General features: G+C 34.3%; 17 protein-coding genes. 4 read left to right on the plus strand and 13 right to left on the minus strand.

What is annotated here, in order from left to right; genetic code table 11:
- Positions 1-6: 6 nt before the first annotated feature.
- Positions 7-909 (minus strand): hypothetical protein, encoded by a 903-nt coding sequence (locus tag E1J38_RS05430; RefSeq protein WP_133356155.1) that lies wholly within the window; start codon positions 907-909, stop codon positions 7-9.
- A 34-nt stretch (positions 910-943) separates the two neighbouring features.
- On the minus strand, positions 944-1,657 hold the full coding sequence (locus E1J38_RS05435; protein ID WP_133356156.1) for a DUF547 domain-containing protein: 714 nt from the start codon (positions 1,655-1,657) through the stop codon (positions 944-946).
- A gap of 205 nt (positions 1,658-1,862) precedes the next feature.
- Here E1J38_RS05435 and E1J38_RS05440 point away from each other — a divergent pair, with 205 nt between their 5' ends.
- The 4 genes from E1J38_RS05440 to E1J38_RS05455 all read left to right on the plus strand — a co-directional run bounded on the left by E1J38_RS05440 (position 1,863) and on the right by E1J38_RS05455 (position 7,012).
- Complete coding sequence (locus tag E1J38_RS05440; RefSeq protein ID WP_133356157.1) at positions 1,863-3,161, plus strand: NAD(P)/FAD-dependent oxidoreductase; 1,299 nt, start codon at positions 1,863-1,865, stop codon at positions 3,159-3,161.
- 1 nt (position 3,162) lies between these two features.
- Positions 3,163-4,755 carry a 4Fe-4S binding protein gene (locus E1J38_RS05445; protein WP_133356158.1) on the plus strand — a complete coding sequence of 531 codons (1,593 nt, stop codon included), beginning with the start codon at positions 3,163-3,165 and terminating at the stop codon, positions 4,753-4,755.
- Between the two features lie 80 nt (positions 4,756-4,835).
- Entirely contained in the window at positions 4,836-5,525 is a 690-nt protein-coding gene (locus E1J38_RS05450) for a glycosyltransferase family 2 protein (protein WP_133356159.1), read from the plus strand.
- A complete protein-coding gene (locus tag E1J38_RS05455; RefSeq protein ID WP_133356160.1) occupies positions 5,525-7,012 on the plus strand; it encodes a cellulose synthase family protein in 1,488 nt (495 codons plus the stop codon). The genes E1J38_RS05450 and E1J38_RS05455 overlap by 1 nt, the downstream gene beginning before the upstream one ends.
- 67 nt (positions 7,013-7,079) lie before the next feature.
- Here E1J38_RS05455 and E1J38_RS05460 read toward each other — a convergent pair whose 3' ends face one another.
- The 11 genes from E1J38_RS05460 to E1J38_RS05510 are packed head-to-tail and all read right to left on the minus strand — an operon-like array spanning position 7,080 to position 18,671.
- Positions 7,080-8,468, minus strand: coding sequence for an NAD(P)(+) transhydrogenase (Re/Si-specific) subunit beta (locus E1J38_RS05460; RefSeq protein ID WP_133356161.1), 1,389 nt, complete (start codon positions 8,466-8,468; stop codon positions 7,080-7,082).
- Positions 8,468-8,776 (minus strand): NAD(P) transhydrogenase subunit alpha part 2, encoded by a 309-nt coding sequence (locus E1J38_RS05465; RefSeq protein ID WP_133356162.1) that lies wholly within the window; start codon positions 8,774-8,776, stop codon positions 8,468-8,470. Before E1J38_RS05465 ends, E1J38_RS05460 begins: the two co-directional genes overlap by 1 nt.
- Positions 8,777-8,786: 10 nt before the next feature.
- Positions 8,787-9,887, minus strand: coding sequence for a Re/Si-specific NAD(P)(+) transhydrogenase subunit alpha (locus E1J38_RS05470; RefSeq protein ID WP_133356163.1), 1,101 nt, complete (start codon positions 9,885-9,887; stop codon positions 8,787-8,789).
- A 60-nt stretch (positions 9,888-9,947) separates the two neighbouring features.
- Entirely contained in the window at positions 9,948-11,381 is a 1,434-nt protein-coding gene (locus E1J38_RS05475; protein WP_133356164.1) for a sialate O-acetylesterase, read from the minus strand.
- Between the two features lie 16 nt (positions 11,382-11,397).
- Positions 11,398-12,672, minus strand: a complete 1,275-nt coding sequence (argH, locus tag E1J38_RS05480) for an argininosuccinate lyase (RefSeq protein WP_133356165.1) — start codon at positions 12,670-12,672, stop codon at positions 11,398-11,400.
- A 34-nt stretch (positions 12,673-12,706) separates the two neighbouring features.
- Positions 12,707-13,771, minus strand: a complete 1,065-nt coding sequence (locus tag E1J38_RS05485) for a M20 family metallo-hydrolase (protein ID WP_133356166.1) — start codon at positions 13,769-13,771, stop codon at positions 12,707-12,709.
- Positions 13,768-14,550, minus strand: coding sequence for an acetylglutamate kinase (gene argB, locus E1J38_RS05490; RefSeq protein ID WP_133356167.1), 783 nt, complete (start codon positions 14,548-14,550; stop codon positions 13,768-13,770). The genes E1J38_RS05485 and argB overlap by 4 nt, the downstream gene beginning before the upstream one ends.
- On the minus strand, positions 14,543-15,481 hold the full coding sequence (locus tag E1J38_RS05495; RefSeq protein WP_133356168.1) for an N-acetylornithine carbamoyltransferase: 939 nt from the start codon (positions 15,479-15,481) through the stop codon (positions 14,543-14,545). The genes argB and E1J38_RS05495 overlap by 8 nt, the downstream gene beginning before the upstream one ends.
- A gap of 5 nt (positions 15,482-15,486) precedes the next feature.
- On the minus strand, positions 15,487-16,248 hold the full coding sequence (proB, locus tag E1J38_RS05500; protein ID WP_133356169.1) for a glutamate 5-kinase: 762 nt from the start codon (positions 16,246-16,248) through the stop codon (positions 15,487-15,489).
- Positions 16,249-16,293: 45 nt separating this feature from the next.
- Positions 16,294-17,490, minus strand: coding sequence for a glutamate-5-semialdehyde dehydrogenase (locus E1J38_RS05505; RefSeq protein ID WP_133356170.1), 1,197 nt, complete (start codon positions 17,488-17,490; stop codon positions 16,294-16,296).
- 32 nt (positions 17,491-17,522) lie between these two features.
- Positions 17,523-18,671: an aspartate aminotransferase family protein gene (locus E1J38_RS05510; RefSeq protein WP_133356171.1), complete on the minus strand. Its 1,149-nt coding sequence runs from the start codon at positions 18,669-18,671 to the stop codon at positions 17,523-17,525.
- Between the last annotated feature and the right edge of the window lies 1 nt (position 18,672).

An 18,672-nucleotide genomic window follows, 5' to 3' on the forward strand; every position in this document is an offset into this window, starting at 1 on the left:
AAAGAACTAAAACAATGCTCTTAAACCTATATTAAATGTTTGTCCCAATCCTGTGGCCTTACCTCTAAAGAAGTTTGAGTATAAAAACTCCACATTAAGTTCATCTGTTAATTGGTACTTAGCACCACCACCAAGAATTGTAGCGTTTTGATTAAAATCGTTAGCACCTTGATCATTACCTCCAAAAGAAATTAGTTGTAAATGCTGTACCAGACCTAAAACTGTGAATTTTGAACTTGGGAAATAGCTTAAAAACACTCCAGGTGTTAAACGCAAGCTGTTATAAGCAAAACTAGCTTGTTCGCCAAAGTTGTACTCTGTATTTAACTCTGTAAATAATTGCCAATCTCCACCTGCGAAACTATAATCATAGAAAAATCTGTTTTGAAATATAAAACCATCTTGATCTAAAAACACACCATTTTCAGTTTCATTATCAACTAAAGGTATATGAAATGCTGTTTGAACAGTAAAATTACCTATGCTTTTTATAGGATTGAATTTAATAGCTGGGGCAAAAGATGTTAAACCAGAACGTGCTGTACCTGTTTCGCCATCAAAAGAAAATACGTCCAAGGCATTTCGGCCACCAATGGCGTTTGACCTCACTTCAAACAAGAGTCCTACATTAAAACTATTGCTATTAGACACTCCCGTAAAAACATCAACACTTGATGTAAAAAATGTATTTCTGGGTATATCACGCTTTTGTGTCCCTTCTTGGTTGCCGAATAAATCTTTTGTTTCGGTATATAAATTGTTAAACCACTTAATATCCCATTGTCCTTTTTTCAATAAGATAGATGGTGTATAGGTTTGAATAACACTTCCTTGACTTTCCTTTTCTTCTTGCGAAAATCCGTTAAGTGATATCGCTACTAATACTACTATGGCTATTATTTTTTTCATTATTTTGATTTGTTATTTATTTTAAAAATTAAGGTTATTGTATATTTATGGTCCAGTTATATGGAAAGTAACTTAACTTCCATTTACCTTCTAGTTTTTCTGTTCTGTATGTATTTATAAAGTCTATTTCATCGGTACCATTCATGGTAAAATCTTCTTTATACCACTCCATAATTTGAGAGACTTGTACGCGATTTTTCTTTGAATTTACTTGAATAAAACTCCCGTTTATGGCCTTTTTTGTTTGGGTTTCTAATTGTACATCTAACGTTATCGGTAAGTAAGCTTCACTAATTAAAGGTGGGCAGCCAACTGCGCCACACACCAATACAAAGTGAAATCTTGGATCTTTAAAATTACCTCTAAGTAATTTGTGCTCAATATCATTTAAGGTGATGTTTTTGCCACCAATATTGTGTTTTGTTTTATCAAAAAAACCTGCATTATCTAATGGTGATTTTGTTGGGTATTTATCAATTAGTCCTTTTATTACTGATAAATTGTAGGCGTTAATCCAAAAGGCTTGGTAATTTTTAGCATCATCTTTCGCTACTGAAATACCTTGAGCAATTTTTAAAACTTCGTGTAATTTTGATGGATCTTTATGAATTTTATCATAAGCTACTCTACCGTTTACCACGTTTGTTTTAAAAAATGCGTCTGCTTTATTAAAGAAGGAATTTAAGTTTTGTGCTTTTACTGAAAATGCAGTTGTAATTAAAGCTATAATTAAAATATGTTTTTTCATTTTTGAATGGTTTGAATTTTAAATTCTTGAAACCTAAGTCTGCCTTATTTCTTGAAACTTTCAAAAAAAGTTGCAAATTTTTAGCGTCTTAAAGCATAACAATTCCTTACATCTAAAATTCAATTTAAACTTGTTCTAAATTAAAAGCTTATGTTAAGTTCTTATATTTAAGTGCGACCTAATAGCACATAACATCCAAAAAATTATGGAACACATCGTTATTATAGGAAATGGTATTTCAGGCGTTACAGCTGCCAGACATATTAGAAAACTTTCCGATAAAAAAATCACTATTGTATCTGCTGAAACCGATTATTTTTTTTCCCGTACAGCGTTGATGTATGTGTATATGGGGCACATGAAGTTTGAACATACGCAACCTTATGAAAATTGGTTTTGGAAGAAAAATAGAATCGAATTAAAAAAGGGATACGTTCAATCTATAGAAAACAAAAATAAAACACTTCACTTTTCGGATGGAGAAACTTTAAACTACGACAAATTAATTATTGCAACAGGAAGTAAACCCAATAAATTTGGATGGCCTGGACAAGATTTAGAAGGGGTAATGGGCATGTATCACAAACAAGATTTAGAAAACCTTGAAAAATACGCTCCAAACAATAAATTCTGTAAACGCGCTGTCATTGTTGGCGGCGGTTTAATTGGAATTGAATTGGCAGAAATGTTAAGTTCTAGAGGCATACCTGTTACCTTTTTAGTCCGCGAAACTAGTTTTTGGAATGGTGTTTTACCTGAAGGAGAAAGCCAAATGATTAATAGACATATCAAAAATCATCACATTGATTTACGACTTTCAACAAACTTAAAAGAGATAAAAGCAGACGAAGCAGGTAAGGTTAATTCTATCATAATTCAAGAAACGGGCGAAGAAATTGCCTGCGATGTTGTTGGTTTAACTGCTGGTGTATCGCCTAATATTGATTTTATTAAGGATTCTGAAATTGAAATTGGTAGAGGTGTTAAAGTAAATAGATATTTAGAAACTAATATTCCTGATGTGTATGCTATTGGTGATTGTGCTGAACAACATGAGGCCATTGGCCAACGCAGGCCTATAGAAGCGGTTTGGTATACTGGAAGAATGATGGGCGAAACTCTAGCACAAACTATATGCGGCAATCGTATCCAATACAAACCCGGGCATTGGTTTAACTCTGCAAAATTCTTTGATATTGAATACCAAACCTACGGATGGGTGTTTTCTAAACCAAGAGAAAATGAAGCCCATTTTCATTGGAAACATACAGACGACACCAAATGTATTACAGTATGCTATGATACCAAAACCAATGAATTCTTAGGTATTAACACATTTGGCATACGCATGAGACACGACGTTTTTGATAAGTGGCTAACAGAAAAACGAAATGTAGATTTTGTAATGCAAAACCTATCAAAAGCCAATTTTGACCCTGAATTCTACAAGCATTATGAACAAGATATTTTAAACACATTTAATAAAAACTTTATTATAGCATAGCATGGCAACGATACAACGTAATATGTCTCTAACTGGAGACGCCTCAAACCAATTAAACGCATTTCAAAAAATTGGTACAGCCATAGGCTTAGGAGGAATAGTTCTACTTATATTTTCCCTTTTTAAAGATTTTCAAGATAAAGTTCTTTGGCTTTCTATTGCGTTGATAGCTATAACTGGAGGTATTCTTCTTTTTGCAAAAGGTTTATATTCTAATAAGTTAGAGGGTATTAAAAATCACGGCGTTTGGTTTAAAAGTATATCTAGTAGAGGTTTTTGGGGATGGGTAGCAGGTATTAGTTTAACAGGTTTTTATGTAATCCTCTACTTTTATGAAGGCCTTTTAGGTGCAAATCCAAATGGAAACACCGGACTCATAGGGCTTTTTGACCCTTTGAGTAAATTTTTAAGCGGTAATCCTGCTAGTCAATGGTTTGTTTATGGTACTCTTTATACAGTCGCTATACTTGCATTTGGCATCAAATTTATATGGAAGTACAAACATAACCGCTACGAACAATTACGAACTGTAAGTGTTATGTTTTTTCAAACGGCTTTTGCCTTTATTATTCCGGAGTTAATGGCAAGACTAAATAGCGATACATTTTCTCTACCCTACAATGATCTAAAGAACATGTGGCCATTAAACTATTATGCTTTCGATGGCTGGCGTGTTGATCAGTTTATTAATGCAGGCAATATAGGTTTGGCATTTTTAATCTTTGGGATACTCACTGTATTTGTTATCTCTCCGTTTTTAACTTACAAGTACGGAAAACGTTGGTACTGCTCTTGGGTGTGTGGTTGTGGTGGCCTAGCTGAAACTGCAGGTGATTCTTTTAGACAGCTAAGCGATAAAAGCGTATTTGCATGGAAAGTAGAACGTTGGGTAATCCACTCTGTACTTGTATTTTCGGTGGTGATGACTACAGCGGTAATAAGCACCTATTTAGGTTACGATTCTGAAAAATACTGGTTAACAAAGGATAAGTTTTTAATTGGTGTCGCTCTATTTTTAGGACTTTTATTTGCAATAATCTGGTACTTTAAAAAAGAGGAACTAAAAAAAGATGCACGTTATGGAGCTATTGGATATTTAGTTATTGTAATAGCGTTAATTGGAATACATTATTTCTCTGGTACTGCAAATAATAAAATATTCATTTTTGAAGCTGTTGGCCTGCGTAGTTTTTACGGTTTCCTAATCGGCTCTATATTTTCTGGAGTTATAGGTACAGGCTTTTATCCTATTCTTGGCAACCGTGTTTGGTGTAGAATGGGTTGCCCTATGGCTGGCATTTTAGGATTACAACAACGCTTATTTTCTAAATTTCGAATTACAACAAACGGCGGACAATGTATTTCGTGCGGAAATTGTTCCACGTATTGTGAAATGGGAATAGATGTACGTTCTTATGCTCAAAAAGGCGAAAATATAGTACGCGCCAGTTGTGTGGGTTGTGGCATTTGTTCTGCAGTTTGCCCTAGAGGTGTATTAAAATTGGAAAACGGCCCTTTGGAAGGTAGAATTGATGGCAATCAAATACTTTTAGGAAACGATGTGGACTTGATGGATTTAATAAACAAATCTTAAACCTATTTATAATCAAGTTGATGAAACATAATTTGACCAGCTAAATAGCTTATTGTATTTTTGCTTCTTAATAATAATTTATGCCTATAATCAAGGTTATCATTCCTGCTTACAACGAAGCAGATTCTATTGCTAACGTAGTAAATGATATTCCCCATATAGTTGATGAAATAATTGTTGTTAGCAATAACTCAACTGATGATACTGAAATTAATGCGCGTAATGTTGGTGCCACCGTTTTAACAGAAAAACGAAAAGGCTACGGCTATGCCTGTTTAAAGGGAATGGAATACATAAGTAGTGAATCTATAAAACCCGACATCATTGTTTTTCTTGATGGTGATTACTCTGATTACCCAGAAGAACTAACTAAAATAGTTTCTCCTATACTAAATGATGATATCGATTTTGTGATTGGCGCTCGGGTTAAGCATCTCAGAGAGCAAGGCTCCATGACATTTCCGCAAATATTCGGGAATTGGTTGGCTACCTTTTTAATGAAACTAATATTTGGTGCTAAATTTACTGATCTAGGACCCTTTAGAGCCATTAAACACAATAAATTATTAGCACTTCAAATGGAGGACAAGACCTATGGCTGGACAGTAGAAATGCAACTTAAAGTCTTGAAACAAAAATTTAGTTATGTTGAAATTCCTGTTAAGTATAGAAATAGAATAGGAGTATCAAAAGTTTCCGGAACTGTAAAAGGTGCTATATTTGCAGGCATAAAAATATTAGGTTGGATATTTAAATACAGTTTTAAATAATGACTATAGAAACCATCATCATTGTTATATACACCATTGCTATATTGCTAATTTTCTTGTATGCCTTGGCCCAATTAAACTTATTGTTCAATTATATTTCTGCTAAGCGAAAAAATAACTCAGCTAAGTTTAATTTATCAAACCCTGATGAAGTTCCTTATGTTACCATACAACTTCCTGTTTATAATGAAATGTATGTCATGGAACGTTTATTAGATAATATTGCTAAGATTGATTATCCGCATGATAAATTGGAAATTCAAGTGCTAGATGACTCTACAGATGAAACGGTTAATAGTACAGCTGCACATATTAAAAAACTACAACAAACCGGGTTAGACATTAAGCATATCACTAGAACAAACCGTGTTGGCTTTAAAGCTGGCGCTTTAAAGGAAGGATTAGAGATTGCCAAAGGCGAATTTATTGCCATTTTCGATTCTGATTTTTTACCAAAATCTGATTGGTTAAAACGTACTGTACCTTATTTTAAAAATAAAGACATTGGTGTAGTACAAACCCGCTGGGGTCACATAAATAGGAATTATTCTTTACTAACAAAAATACAAGCTTTTGCACTAGATGCTCATTTTACTTTAGAACAGGTTGGAAGAAACAGTAAAGGTCATTTTATTAACTTTAATGGAACTGCAGGAATTTGGCGTAAACAGTGTATTATTGATGCTGGAAATTGGGAGGGTGATACCCTTACCGAAGACCTTGACCTTAGTTACCGTGCCCAATTAAAAAATTGGAAATTTAAATATCTTGAAGATGTTGAAACACCTGCAGAATTACCTGTAGTTATAAGTGCTGCCCGTTCACAACAATTTAGATGGAATAAAGGTGGTGCCGAAAACTTTAGAAAGATGATGTGGCGTGTAATAAAAAGTCAAAACATTTCAGCCAAAACCAAGGTTCACGGCTTATTACATTTGCTAAATAGCACCATGTTTTTAAACATTCTTATAGTAGCGGTTTTAAGTATTCCTATGCTTTATATTAAGAATGAATATGCACATTTAAAAACCTACTTTTTGGTAATGAGTTTCTTTGTGCTTAGTACGGTTATTTTCTTTGTATGTTATTGGGTTATGTACCGCAATATTTATGGTAAAGGCATTAAAAACTTCGTGGGCTATATTGGTATGTTCTTTGTCTTTTTTTCCATCGCCATGGGTTTTTCGTTACATAATTCTATTGCTGTTTTAGAAGGGCATTTAGGAAAGAAAAGTGAATTTGTACGTACTCCAAAATTTAATATAAGTAAGTTTAAAGACAACTGGAAAAACAATAAGTACATCAAAAAAACAGTATCTGTACATGTAATTTTTGAAGGTGCTTTAATGCTTTATTTTGGATTTGGTATGTATAGTGCTTTTGTGGTGGGTGACCAAGGCGGTGACTTTGGTCTTTTTCCTTTTCACTTGATGCTTTTTATTGGTTTTGGGTATGTATTTATTAAATCGTTAGCATCTAAAGTTTAAAAAAAGCGAATAAAAAAAAGGCTTTTTGTATGAAACAAAAAGCCTTTTTTATTCTAGCAGCGTTTATTTACATGTTCTTTAACTCTGCAACCAAATCTGTTAATACTTTTTTGGCATCACCAAATAACATAGCAGTTTTCGCATTGTAGAACAATTCATTATCAATGCCTGCATAACCTACATTCATACTTCGTTTATTTACAACAATATGCTTTGAATTTTCTACATCCAAAATAGGCATTCCGTAAATAGGACTTGATGGGTCATTATGTGCCGCAGGGTTAACAACATCATTGGCACCAACAACTAAAACCACATCAGCATTGTTAAACTGAGGATTGATATCATCCATTTCAACAAGCATATCATACTCAACATTAGATTCTGCCAGTAATACATTCATATGACCGGGCATACGCCCTGCTACAGGGTGAATAGCATACTTCACATTAACACCTTTTCCTGTCAATAGTTCTTCTAACTCATGAATAACATGTTGTGCTTGAGCTACAGCTAATCCATATCCTGGAACAATAATCACGTTAGTTGCGTAGTTCATCATAATAGCTGTATCACTAGCTGTAGTGCTCTTAATGGAGCCCAAAGTCTTATTAACCCCTTCTGGTCCTGCTGTTGCAGTAAATGAACCAAATATTACAGATACTAAGGTTCTGTTCATAGCCACACACATGGCAACCGTTAAAATAATTCCAGCAGAACCTACTAATATACCCCCAACTAACATGACCATGTTATCATACAACACACCAGTAATAGCCGCTGCAATACCTGTTAAGGAATTTAATAATGAGATTACTACGGGCATATCGGCTCCTCCTATAGGCATAACAAATAGAATACCATAAACTAATCCGCCAGCTAATAAAGCATATAATAATAGTGAGCTATCAATACCCCCAGCAACCATATAAGCAGCTAGAGCAACCACGCTAACAATGAATAGGTTATTTACAATATTGTATTGTGGAATCTTAATCACACTCTTTACAGAACCGTTTAACTTACCAAAGGCCATTAAACTTCCTGAAAAGGTAATTGCTCCAATAATAATAGCAGCTAGAATGGTAGCTACTACAGAGGCACTAGTTGCAGAAATATTAGTGTTACCAAACTCTACAATCCCAATTAAAGCAGCACTAGCTCCACCAAAACCATTAAACAAGGATACCAATTCTGGCATTTTAGTCATTTCAACCTTCATGGCAATAAGCCAACCAATAATAGTTCCTACTAAAATGGCAATTCCAATTAAAACATAAATAATAGTTGGCACTTCCAAATCATGAATAAAAATGGTTCCAACAATAGCTAAACCCATGCCTCCAGCGGCAATCAAATTTCCTGATTTAGCAGTGTCTGGGTGTCCTAATCGCTTTAAACCAAATACAAAAGTTACCGTTGCGATTAGATAAATTATACTTAATGTTACACTCATTATTTCTTCTTTTTAAACATTTCTAACATTCTGTTAGTGACTGCAAAACCACCAACAACATTTAAAATTCCTAATACAACCGCTATAAACCCTAGCAATAATGCAAGATAATCTGTAGGATCTGAATGCAACATTACCAAAATAGCCCCAACAATTACCACACCACTTAGGGCATTGGCACCAGACATTAATGGTGTATGCAAAACAGCTGGGATACTCTTAATGAGTTCTACCCCAACAAAGGTTGCTAAAATAATGATGTAAACAATCTGTAAATTGTTACTAATAAATTCTATTAAATTTTCCATTTTTGATTAGTTAGTTTTTGCGTTGAACCCCGTCTTGAACAATAAGGGTTTCATCGGTAATTTCTTCCTCTAAATCCCATTTAAAATTCAAGTCTTCTGTTAAGTGTATAATAAAGTTATATATATTCTTAGCATATAACTCACTGGCGTTGGTAGAGACACTCTCTGGCGCAACGGTGGTTCCAATAACTTTAACACCGTTAACAATGACCTTTTCATTGAGTTTACTTACCTCACAGTTTCCTCCCTGTCCCGCTGCTAAGTCAATAATAACAGCACCATTCTTCATTTGTTTTACTTGTTCCTCAGTTATTAAAACTGGGGCCTTCCTACCAGGAACATTAGCCGTTGTAATTACCAAATCTGCTTTGAATAAGGATTCATTCACTGCCTCTTTTTGTCTTTTTTTATATTCTTCTGAAGCTTCTTTGGCATACCCCCCTTCAGACTCTTCTCCGGTATTATCAACTGAAATAAATTTGGCCCCCAAAGATTCTGCTTGTTCTTTCGTTTCAGATCTTATATCAGTTGCTTCAACAACTGCCCCTAATCGTTTAGCAGTGGCAATGGCCTGTAAACCTGCAACCCCAATACCGTAAATCAACACTCTGGATGGTGTGATAGTACCAGCAGCAGTCATCATTAAAGGAAAAATTTTTGTCATTTCGTAAGCTCCTAAAATAACCGCCTTATATCCAGCTAAGTTATTTTGCGAACTTAAAACATCCATATCCTGTGCTCTGGAAATACGTGGCATAGCATCCATGGAGAAGGCAGTCGCCCCTTTTTCTGAAATGGCTTTGATTAATTCTGGACTTGATTTGTGATATAGTTGACTCATCAAAATATGATGGCTTTGTACCAACTTCAAATCTTCATTATCAAATGGGTTAATTTTAATAAGTACCTGTGCTAATTTAAAGATGTCTTCTCTGGTAGTTAAAGACGCTCCTGCTTCTTCATAATCAGAATCTCTGTATAAAGAATTTTCTCCAGCACTTTTTTCAATATAAATCTCAAATCCTTTTTCAAACAATTTCTTGGTAATTAAAGGGGATAAAGCAACCCGCTTCTCACCTTTTTGAGATTCCTTTAAAACTCCTATTTTCATTTTGTTATTAATTAGTCTAGTATTTGGTTAGTGTTTTTTATTTTTAAACTATTAATTATTTCACCATTTATCTGTTCTAAAAGATGAAACAGGCAATAAGCTTGTATCAAACAACGTTCCTCTTACCCAATTTTTCCAGCCATAACGTACGGCTGCTGGCTCAACTACTTCATGACTTTTCACCAACACCTTGTTTCCTTCAATAATTTGAGCTTCAGCAGGATAAAACACTTTATCTTTCCCTGCAATTTCAAAATCCGATAGACCTTCTTTAGAATATAAACCACCATTAATATTGTTAAACTCTAAAATAATTGCTCCATCTCTGACTATATGGGATTTGTAGGTTGGTGAAGCATAATCTATTGCCTTATAACCATAAGTTTTATTTAAAGCATTAAATAATAACCTATCGGCAACGTCTTTCTTTTTAGGTGGATGAATGAATTTTTCCTCTCCTATATCTAAAGTGATAGCTATTCCAGAATTTGGAATTAAATCCAAACATTCCATTTGAGCTTCCCGTATGTATGCTGTATTATCTTCTTTATTTTTATATTCATTATCACCACTGTAAATATAAGGGGCTATTTGTGCATAATAGATTGGAAACTCTTCACCTCCCCAGCGCTCTCGCCAATCTTTTACCATTCTTGGAAATAAAATTTTATATGAATTAGGATCTTGTCTATTGGCCTCACCCTGATACCACAATACACCTTTTATTTTATAGGGTATTAACGGATTTATCATGGCATTAAAAAGTAGTGTTGGAGAACGCTGCGGGTTTTTGCTAACAGGGGTTATAGGCACACCATCTTCTTGCAACTCTTCTAAAACTTCTGCACTTATCCATGCTTCTATTTTACTACCTCCCCAAGAGGAATGTATAAGACCCACAGGAACATCTAAAATTTCCTGTAATTGTTTTCCAAAAAAGTATGCCACTGCACTAAATTCTGAAACAGTTTCAGGTGAAGCTTGTGTCCAACCACTAAAATCCTTCAAATCTTCTAAAGGTGATTCAGAAGCTTTTTTATGTGCTGTAAACAGACGTAAATTCGCATTCTCTGAAAGCATTATGGCTTCACTCCCTCCAAATGTTGGCTGACCGTTATACCCTTTTAGGGGTTGAAACATATTGGACTGCCCAGAACACAGCCAAACTTCACCAAATAGGATATTCTCTAAAATAATGGTGGTAGTTTGTGTTTTTATTTCTATTGTTTGAGATACTTTACTGGTGGTTGTTTTAACTTGAACACTCCAATTCCCAGAATCATTTGCTTTAATATTTATCGCTTCTGTTAACCAACTAGTTTTAATTGAAAAACTTTCGTTAGCATCTGCCCATCCCCATAACTCTACAGTCGAGTTTCTCTGTAATACCATATTTGAAGAAACTATAGCTGGAAGTTTAACTTCAGCTTTTACCAATTGTACTATCAAGGAAAAAAATACTAGGGCTAATAAATATAGTTTCTTTGTTTTCATTTTTTTTGTTTTTAAGTTAATGAGGAAATTTTGCCTTTATTTTATCTAAACATAAATTATGAATACTTCCCATATGGGTATGTTGTTTAGAAGTATCTGGAATATAGGAACCATCTTGGACTTCTCCTCCAATTTTTTGATAAGCTTCTCTAAAGCTTTTCCCTTCAACAACAAGCGTATTGATGTTATCTACTGTAAAAAGGTATTTATACTTGTCATCATTCAAATCAACATCTTTAACAATTACCTGCTGAATAGCATAGTTGAAAATATCCAAAATATCTTTAAGTTCTTCAAAAGCCGCAATCATATTTTCCTTAAGCAACTGAAAATCTCTATGATAACCACTAGGTAAATTATTAGTAATTAGTACCATTTCTGTTTGAAGCGCTTGAATCTTGTTACATTTTCCTCTTATCAATTCAAACACATCAGGATTCTTTTTATGAGGCATGATACTACTACCTGTGGTTAATTCATCTGGAAAGGTAACAAACCCGAAATTCTGACTCATATACAAACATACATCCATAGCAAATCTTGAAAGCGTATTTGCCAAACTTCCTAGAGCAGCAGAAATAGTACGCTCATTTTTGCCACGTCCCATTTGCGCTGCAACCACATTGTACTTTAAGGTAGAAAATTCCATTTCTTGAGTAGTTAATTCTCTATCAATTGGAAAAGAGCTTCCGTACCCTGCTGCAGACCCTAAGGGGTTTTGATCTACAGTTTTAAAAGCAGCGTTCAATAAAAACACATCATCAATCATCAACTCTGCATACGCCGAAAACCACAATCCAAACGATGATGGCATAGCTACTTGCAAATGAGTATACCCTGGCAATAGTTTATCTTTATGAGTTTCTGCTAAACTTAAAAGTGTATCAAATAATATTTTTACTTTAGCTTGAATCAATTCTAAATTCTCTTTATAATATAGATGACATGCCACTAAAACTTGGTCGTTTCTGGAACGTGCTGTATGTATCTTTTTACCAATCTCTCCAAGTGTTTTGGTTAATTCATATTCAATTTTAGAGTGCACATCTTCAAATTGTTCATCTATAACAAAAGTGCCTTCTTCAATTTGTTTAGCCAATACATTTAAACCTTCCAAAAGTTGTTCTAATTCTTTAGCTGATAAAACACCTATACTTTGTAGCATTTTTGCATGCGCTTTTGATGCAATAACATCATACTTTGCTATATGAATATCAATTTCTCGGTCGTTACCTACCGTAAATTGTTCTATTTTATTGTCTATTGATATGCCTTTATCCCAAAGTTTCATTATTCAAATGTTTTTTGTTTATGAGTTGATTTGTTTAAACGATAACCCGATTTAACAACTCAATGTAAATTTTAATACCTTCTTCAATTTCGTTTAAATAAATAAATTCATCTGCCGAATGTGAACGTGTACTATCTCCAGGTCCCAGTTTTAAACTTGGACAAGATAATACTGCTTGGTCAGATAGTGTTGGTGATCCATACGTGCTTCGTCCCATAGCAACACCTGCTTTAATTAAAGCATGATCTATTGGGATAGATGATGAATTTAATCGTAAACTACGCGGTGTAATACTAGTTACCGGTGCATTCTTTTGCAATATTTCGGCTATTTCTGCATTGGTATACGCATCATTTACCCTAACATCAATAACCAAATTCAAGTCTGCAGGTACTGCATTGTGTTGTTTTCCAGCATTGATTTGGCTCACTGTTAATTTTACATCACCTAAAGCTTCAGAGCCTTTTTCAAACTTAAAATCTTTAAACCACTGCAATACTTCAATTGCTTTATAAATTACATTGTCGTTATTTGGGTGTGCTGCATGACTTGGTGTACCATTTACAACAGCATCAAAGACTACCAATCCTTTTTCGGCAACAGCCAAATTCATCAAGGTTGGTTCTCCCACAATAGCAACATCAATTTTTGGAATCACAGATAACATACTGTTTAATCCATTGGGACCGCTACTCTCTTCTTCAGCTGATGCTACAATAACCAGATTGTATTTTAGATTTTTATGATTATAATAATAGGAGAAAGTTGCCAATAGAGACACTAGGCAACCACCAGCATCATTACTCCCTAATCCGTACAATTTCCCATCTTGAACAATAGCTTTAAAGGGGTCTTTAGTATATGCTGAATTAGGTTTTACAGTATCGTGATGAGAATTAAGCAATAAAGTTGGCTTACCTTCTTCAAAATATTTATTAACTGCCCAAACATTATTATTAGTTCTCTTGTAATCAATATCATAACGTTTAAACCAAACTTCTAAGTGTAATGCCGTTTGGTCTTCTTCTGAAGAAAATGACTGGGTTTCAATCAATTGCTTTAGAAGCGCAATAGCATCAGATGTTAACTGCTGTATCATAGATATAAGGTAGTGAACTTTTGTTCTTTATTACTTATTATGAGTGGATTCCCAATAAATACTCTAGAGACACCTTGTTCTAAGGCATGAAAACAATTTTCTAATTTTGGAAGCATACCGTCATGAAATACGCCATTACCTTTTAATCCTTGATATGTACCTGAATCCATATATTCAATAACAGAATCATCATTATCAACTGACATCAATACGCCGTTCTTTTCAAAACAGTAGGTTAATTCAATCTCATATAATTTAGATAGACCAATAGCTAATTCCGAAGCTATGGTATCTGCATTAGTGTTTAATAATTGTCCGTTACCATCATGAGTAATAGCACAAAACACAGGTGTAAAATGGGCTTTAATTAGTTTATCAATAGATTGGTACGCTACAGATTTTACATCACCAACAAAACCAAAATCAACTTCTTTTACTGGTCTTTTAACAGACCTAATACTGTTCACATCTGCACCTGTTAACCCTATGGACTCAACACTTAAGGCTTGTAGTTTAGCAACAATATTCTTATTTACCAACCCGCCATAGACCATAGTAATCACCTCAAGAGTATCGGCATCGGTAATACGTCTACCGTTTACCATTTTTGATTCTATACCCAATTTTGCAGCTACACTAGTAGCTCGTTTTCCTCCACCATGGACTAAAATCTTATTTCCTTCCAGTTTAGAAAAGTGCTCTAAAAATGTATTTAAAGCATCATTATCCTCTATAACATTCCCTCCAATTTTAACAATAGATAGTTTTTCTTTAGCCATTTTCCAATATTTTTTTAAGCACTAATTGTGCTGCATAGGTTCTATTATTGGCTTGTTCTATTACAATAGAATTGTCACTATCTAATACGGCATCTTCTACCACAACATTTCGTCTTACAGGTAAACAGTGCATAAATTTAGCATCTTTTAATTTGTCTTTTGTAATCATCCAGTTGGGATCTGTATTTACAACCTTACCATAGTCCTCGTAAGAGCTCCAGTTTTTAGTATACACAAAATCAGCGTCCTTAAACGCTTCAGCTTGGTTGTGATATATAGGTGTATTTCCAGTTATTTTAGGGTTCAAATCATAACCTTCAGGATTAGCAATCACAAACTCCACATCCATTTTCTGCATGGCTTGAATAAAGCTATTTGCTACGGCATGAGGTAGTGCCTTAATGTGTGGTGCCCAACTTAATACTACTTTTGGTTTGGCTACTTTTTTATATTCTGAAATTGTTAAAGCATCTGTCAACCCTTGTAATGGATGCCCCGTTGCACTTTCCATATTTACAATTGGTACTGATGCATATTTCATAAAAGCATTCATAACCTGTTCACTTTCATCTTTTTCTTTATCAGTAAGCGTTGGAAACGCTCTTACTGCAATAACATTACAATACTGAGATACTACGGCAGCTGCTTCTTTGATATGTTCTGCTGTATTTCCATTCATTACCGTACCATCTTCAAACTCTAATCCCCATGCGTCACCCGATACATTCATAACTATGGGGTTCATTCCTAAATTTAATGCTGCTTTTTGGGTACTTAAACGTGTGCGTAAACTAGAATTAAAAAATAGCAATCCCAAGGTTTTATTTTTACCTAAGTCTATGTTTTTGAGCGGATTCGCTTTTAATTGTTTTGCTTCCTCAATCCAGTCGTCGATGTTATCTATATCATTAATGGAAGTGTAATGTTTCATTATTTTTATTTTATCTTGGTAAACGGCACTTTATTTTCCATAGCATTCAGAATAAAATTATCCTCTAAACCGTTTACTATCCATGTTTCTATATTTGCTTTTTTTGTAACCTCAGCAGCTTCAATTTTACTTTGCATACCACCACTACCATGAGAAGATTTAGAACTCACAACTTCATCGGCAAGCTCCTTAAAATCTGTCACTTCTTTAATGGTCTCTGGTGTACCATTCTGTATGGACGTTTTGGTATATATCCCATTGGTATTTGTTGCTATGATAAACAAATCGGCTTTTAATAAAGAAGCGGTTAATGCCCCCAGCTTATCGTTATCCCCAAATTTAATCTCATGGGTTGCTACCGTATCATTTTCATTGATTATTGGAATGTAATTGTTATTAACCAATACATTGATAGTATTGGTGATATTAACCTTACTTTCTTGTTTTTCAAAATCTGAATACGACAATAAACACTGAGAACTCAACAACCCATATTCCCTAAAAATCTCCTGATAAATTCTAATTAAATGAGGTTGTCCAATAGATGCTAAGGCTTGTTTTACAAAAAGTTCCTTACGTTTACTTTCCAGTTTTACAAATTGTTTCGCAACAGCTATAGCACCAGAACTCACAATAATAAACTCACAGGTGTCCTGAAGTTTTGCAATCTGATTTGCAATATCTTCAATTTTACCTCTAGAAATATTATTAGTTTCCTTAGTTAGAGTATTAGAACCTACTTTTAGTAATATGCGTTTTTTCTTCATTTCATTTTATGAGCCAAATCTCATTTCATAAAAACCCTTTAAGGGTTATCTTATTTGTCCATTACCATGAACATACCATTTATTAGTTACCAAATGTTGCAGACCAATAGGTCCTCTTTGATGTAATTTATCAGTACTAATGGCTAATTCTCCTCCTAATCCTAATTGTCCACCATCTGTAAATCTTGTTGAAGCATTATGATAAACAGCCGCTGTATCTACATTTTCCATAAAGGTTTTAGCTTCAGCATCATCGGTTGTTATAATAGACGATGAATGTCCTCCTGAATACGTGTTGATTTTGGCAATAGCACTGTCATTTGAATCTATTTCTCCAATTACTATTTTATAATCCAGAAACTCTTCATACCAAATATCATCAGATTCAAAACTATTGATTTCTTCAAATTTAGAAGTTTGATTATCTCCTAAAATCTCAACATTAAATTCTTTTAATTTTGAAATCAAAGTCTGTATAAAATTATTTTTATCAGGCAGATTAGAATCAATAAGCACTTTGTCAACTGCGTTACATGCCGAAATTTTGGCTGTTTTCCCATTAATAATCACGTCTAAGGCAGTAGATTTATCAGCATCTTTATGTACATAAACAAAGTTATTTCCACGACCGCTAACAATTACTGGGCATGCTGCATGCTCCTTTACAAAAGCAATTAATCGTTCACCGCCACGAGGCACAATTAAATCAACCCGTTGAGTTGGTTTTTCTAAAAAGGCTTGAGTTTCAGTTCTATTAAATTGCAAATACTCCACCCAATCTGTAGAAGCACCTTCTTCATTCAAAGCTTGATGCCATAATTCCACAATTTTTAAATTGGAACGCAGCGATTCTTTACCTCCTTTTAGTAAAATCTTGTTACCAGATTTAAAGGCAATTCCTGCAGCTTCAACTGTTACATCAGGACGTGATTCATAAATGATCAATACAGTACCAAAGGATGCTGTCTTATTATAAATTTGCATGCCGTTTTCATGCTTAAAACTAAAACGTTCTACACCCACAGGATCCTCCTGAGAGGCCAAATGGGTTACTGCGTTAATCATTTCATCAACTTTAGAATCATCTACCTTTAAGCGGTCGTACATAGAGATGTCATCGCCTTTGTAAGATTCTAAATCTACTTTATTTATACTAATTATTGCTTTACGTTGTTGCTCTAAAAGCTCTGCCATTTTAAGCAATACAGCATTTCTTGTTTCTATGGATAATAATGTGTTCATTGTCTTTTTTTCAGTATTCATTTATCTATTATCTATTTTACAGTTTCTGTTATTGTCTTGAGGGCTACATTCAAAATATCAAAAAACTGGTCTACATGGACCTTTTCAATGTTCAAAGGTGGTAAAATTCTTAAAAGCTTTTTATTAGCTGCTCCACCTGTAAAGACTTTATGGTTGTAAATTAATTCTTTACGTAAGTCTCCAACTTCAAAATCGAATTCGAGCCCAAGCATTAACCCTCTTCCTTTTATTTTCTTTATCTGCGAAATGTTCTTAGCCTTTTCAATAAAATAGGCACCTACATCATTTACATTCTCTAATAAATTTTCAGATGCCATCGTATTTAAGACTGATAAACCCGCTGCACATGCCAAGTGATTTCCCCCAAAAGTAGTTCCCAGCATACCATACTTTGCTTCGATATCAGGGTGAATTAAAATCCCTCCAATTGGAAATCCATTCCCCATACCTTTTGCCAAGGAAATAATGTCTGGTGTTACGTTATAATATTGAAAAGCAAAGAATTTACCTGAACGCGCATAACCACATTGGATCTCATCGGCAATAAACATAGTATTATTAGCTTTACATAAAGCATCAACTTGTTCAAAGAATTCTGCAGACCCTTGGTCTAACCCGCCAATACCTTGAATAAATTCTACAATTACCGCGCAAACGTCACCTTTTTCCAATTCGGCTTTAACAGCCTTAATATCATTCAATTCTAAAATGGTAACCTCTTGCTGCGCATTTATTGGCGCAACAATATTTGGGTTATCGGTGGCTGCAACCGCCGCCGATGTACGTCCGTGAAAGCCTTTTTTGAATGCTACAACACGTTTCTTTCCTGTTTTAAATGACGCTAACTTTAAAGCATTTTCATTGGCTTCAGCGCCAGAATTTACCAAAAATAGTTGGTAACCTTCACAACCAGAAAGTTGTTCCAGTTTACTTGCTAATTCCTCTTGTAACGGATTTTGAATAGCATTGGAATAAAACCCTAATGCATTAACTTGGTCTGTTATAGCCTTAACATAATTTGGATGTGCATGCCCAATTGAAATTACAGCATGCCCACCGTAAAGATCTAGATATTCTGTTCCTTGATCATCATACACATGAATTCCTTTACCTGAAACCGGTGTTACATCATATAATGGATAAACGTCAAATAATGGCATG

The sequence above is a fragment of the Seonamhaeicola sediminis genome, from assembly GCF_004358095.2.
Taxonomy (GTDB): domain Bacteria; phylum Bacteroidota; class Bacteroidia; order Flavobacteriales; family Flavobacteriaceae; genus Seonamhaeicola; species Seonamhaeicola sediminis.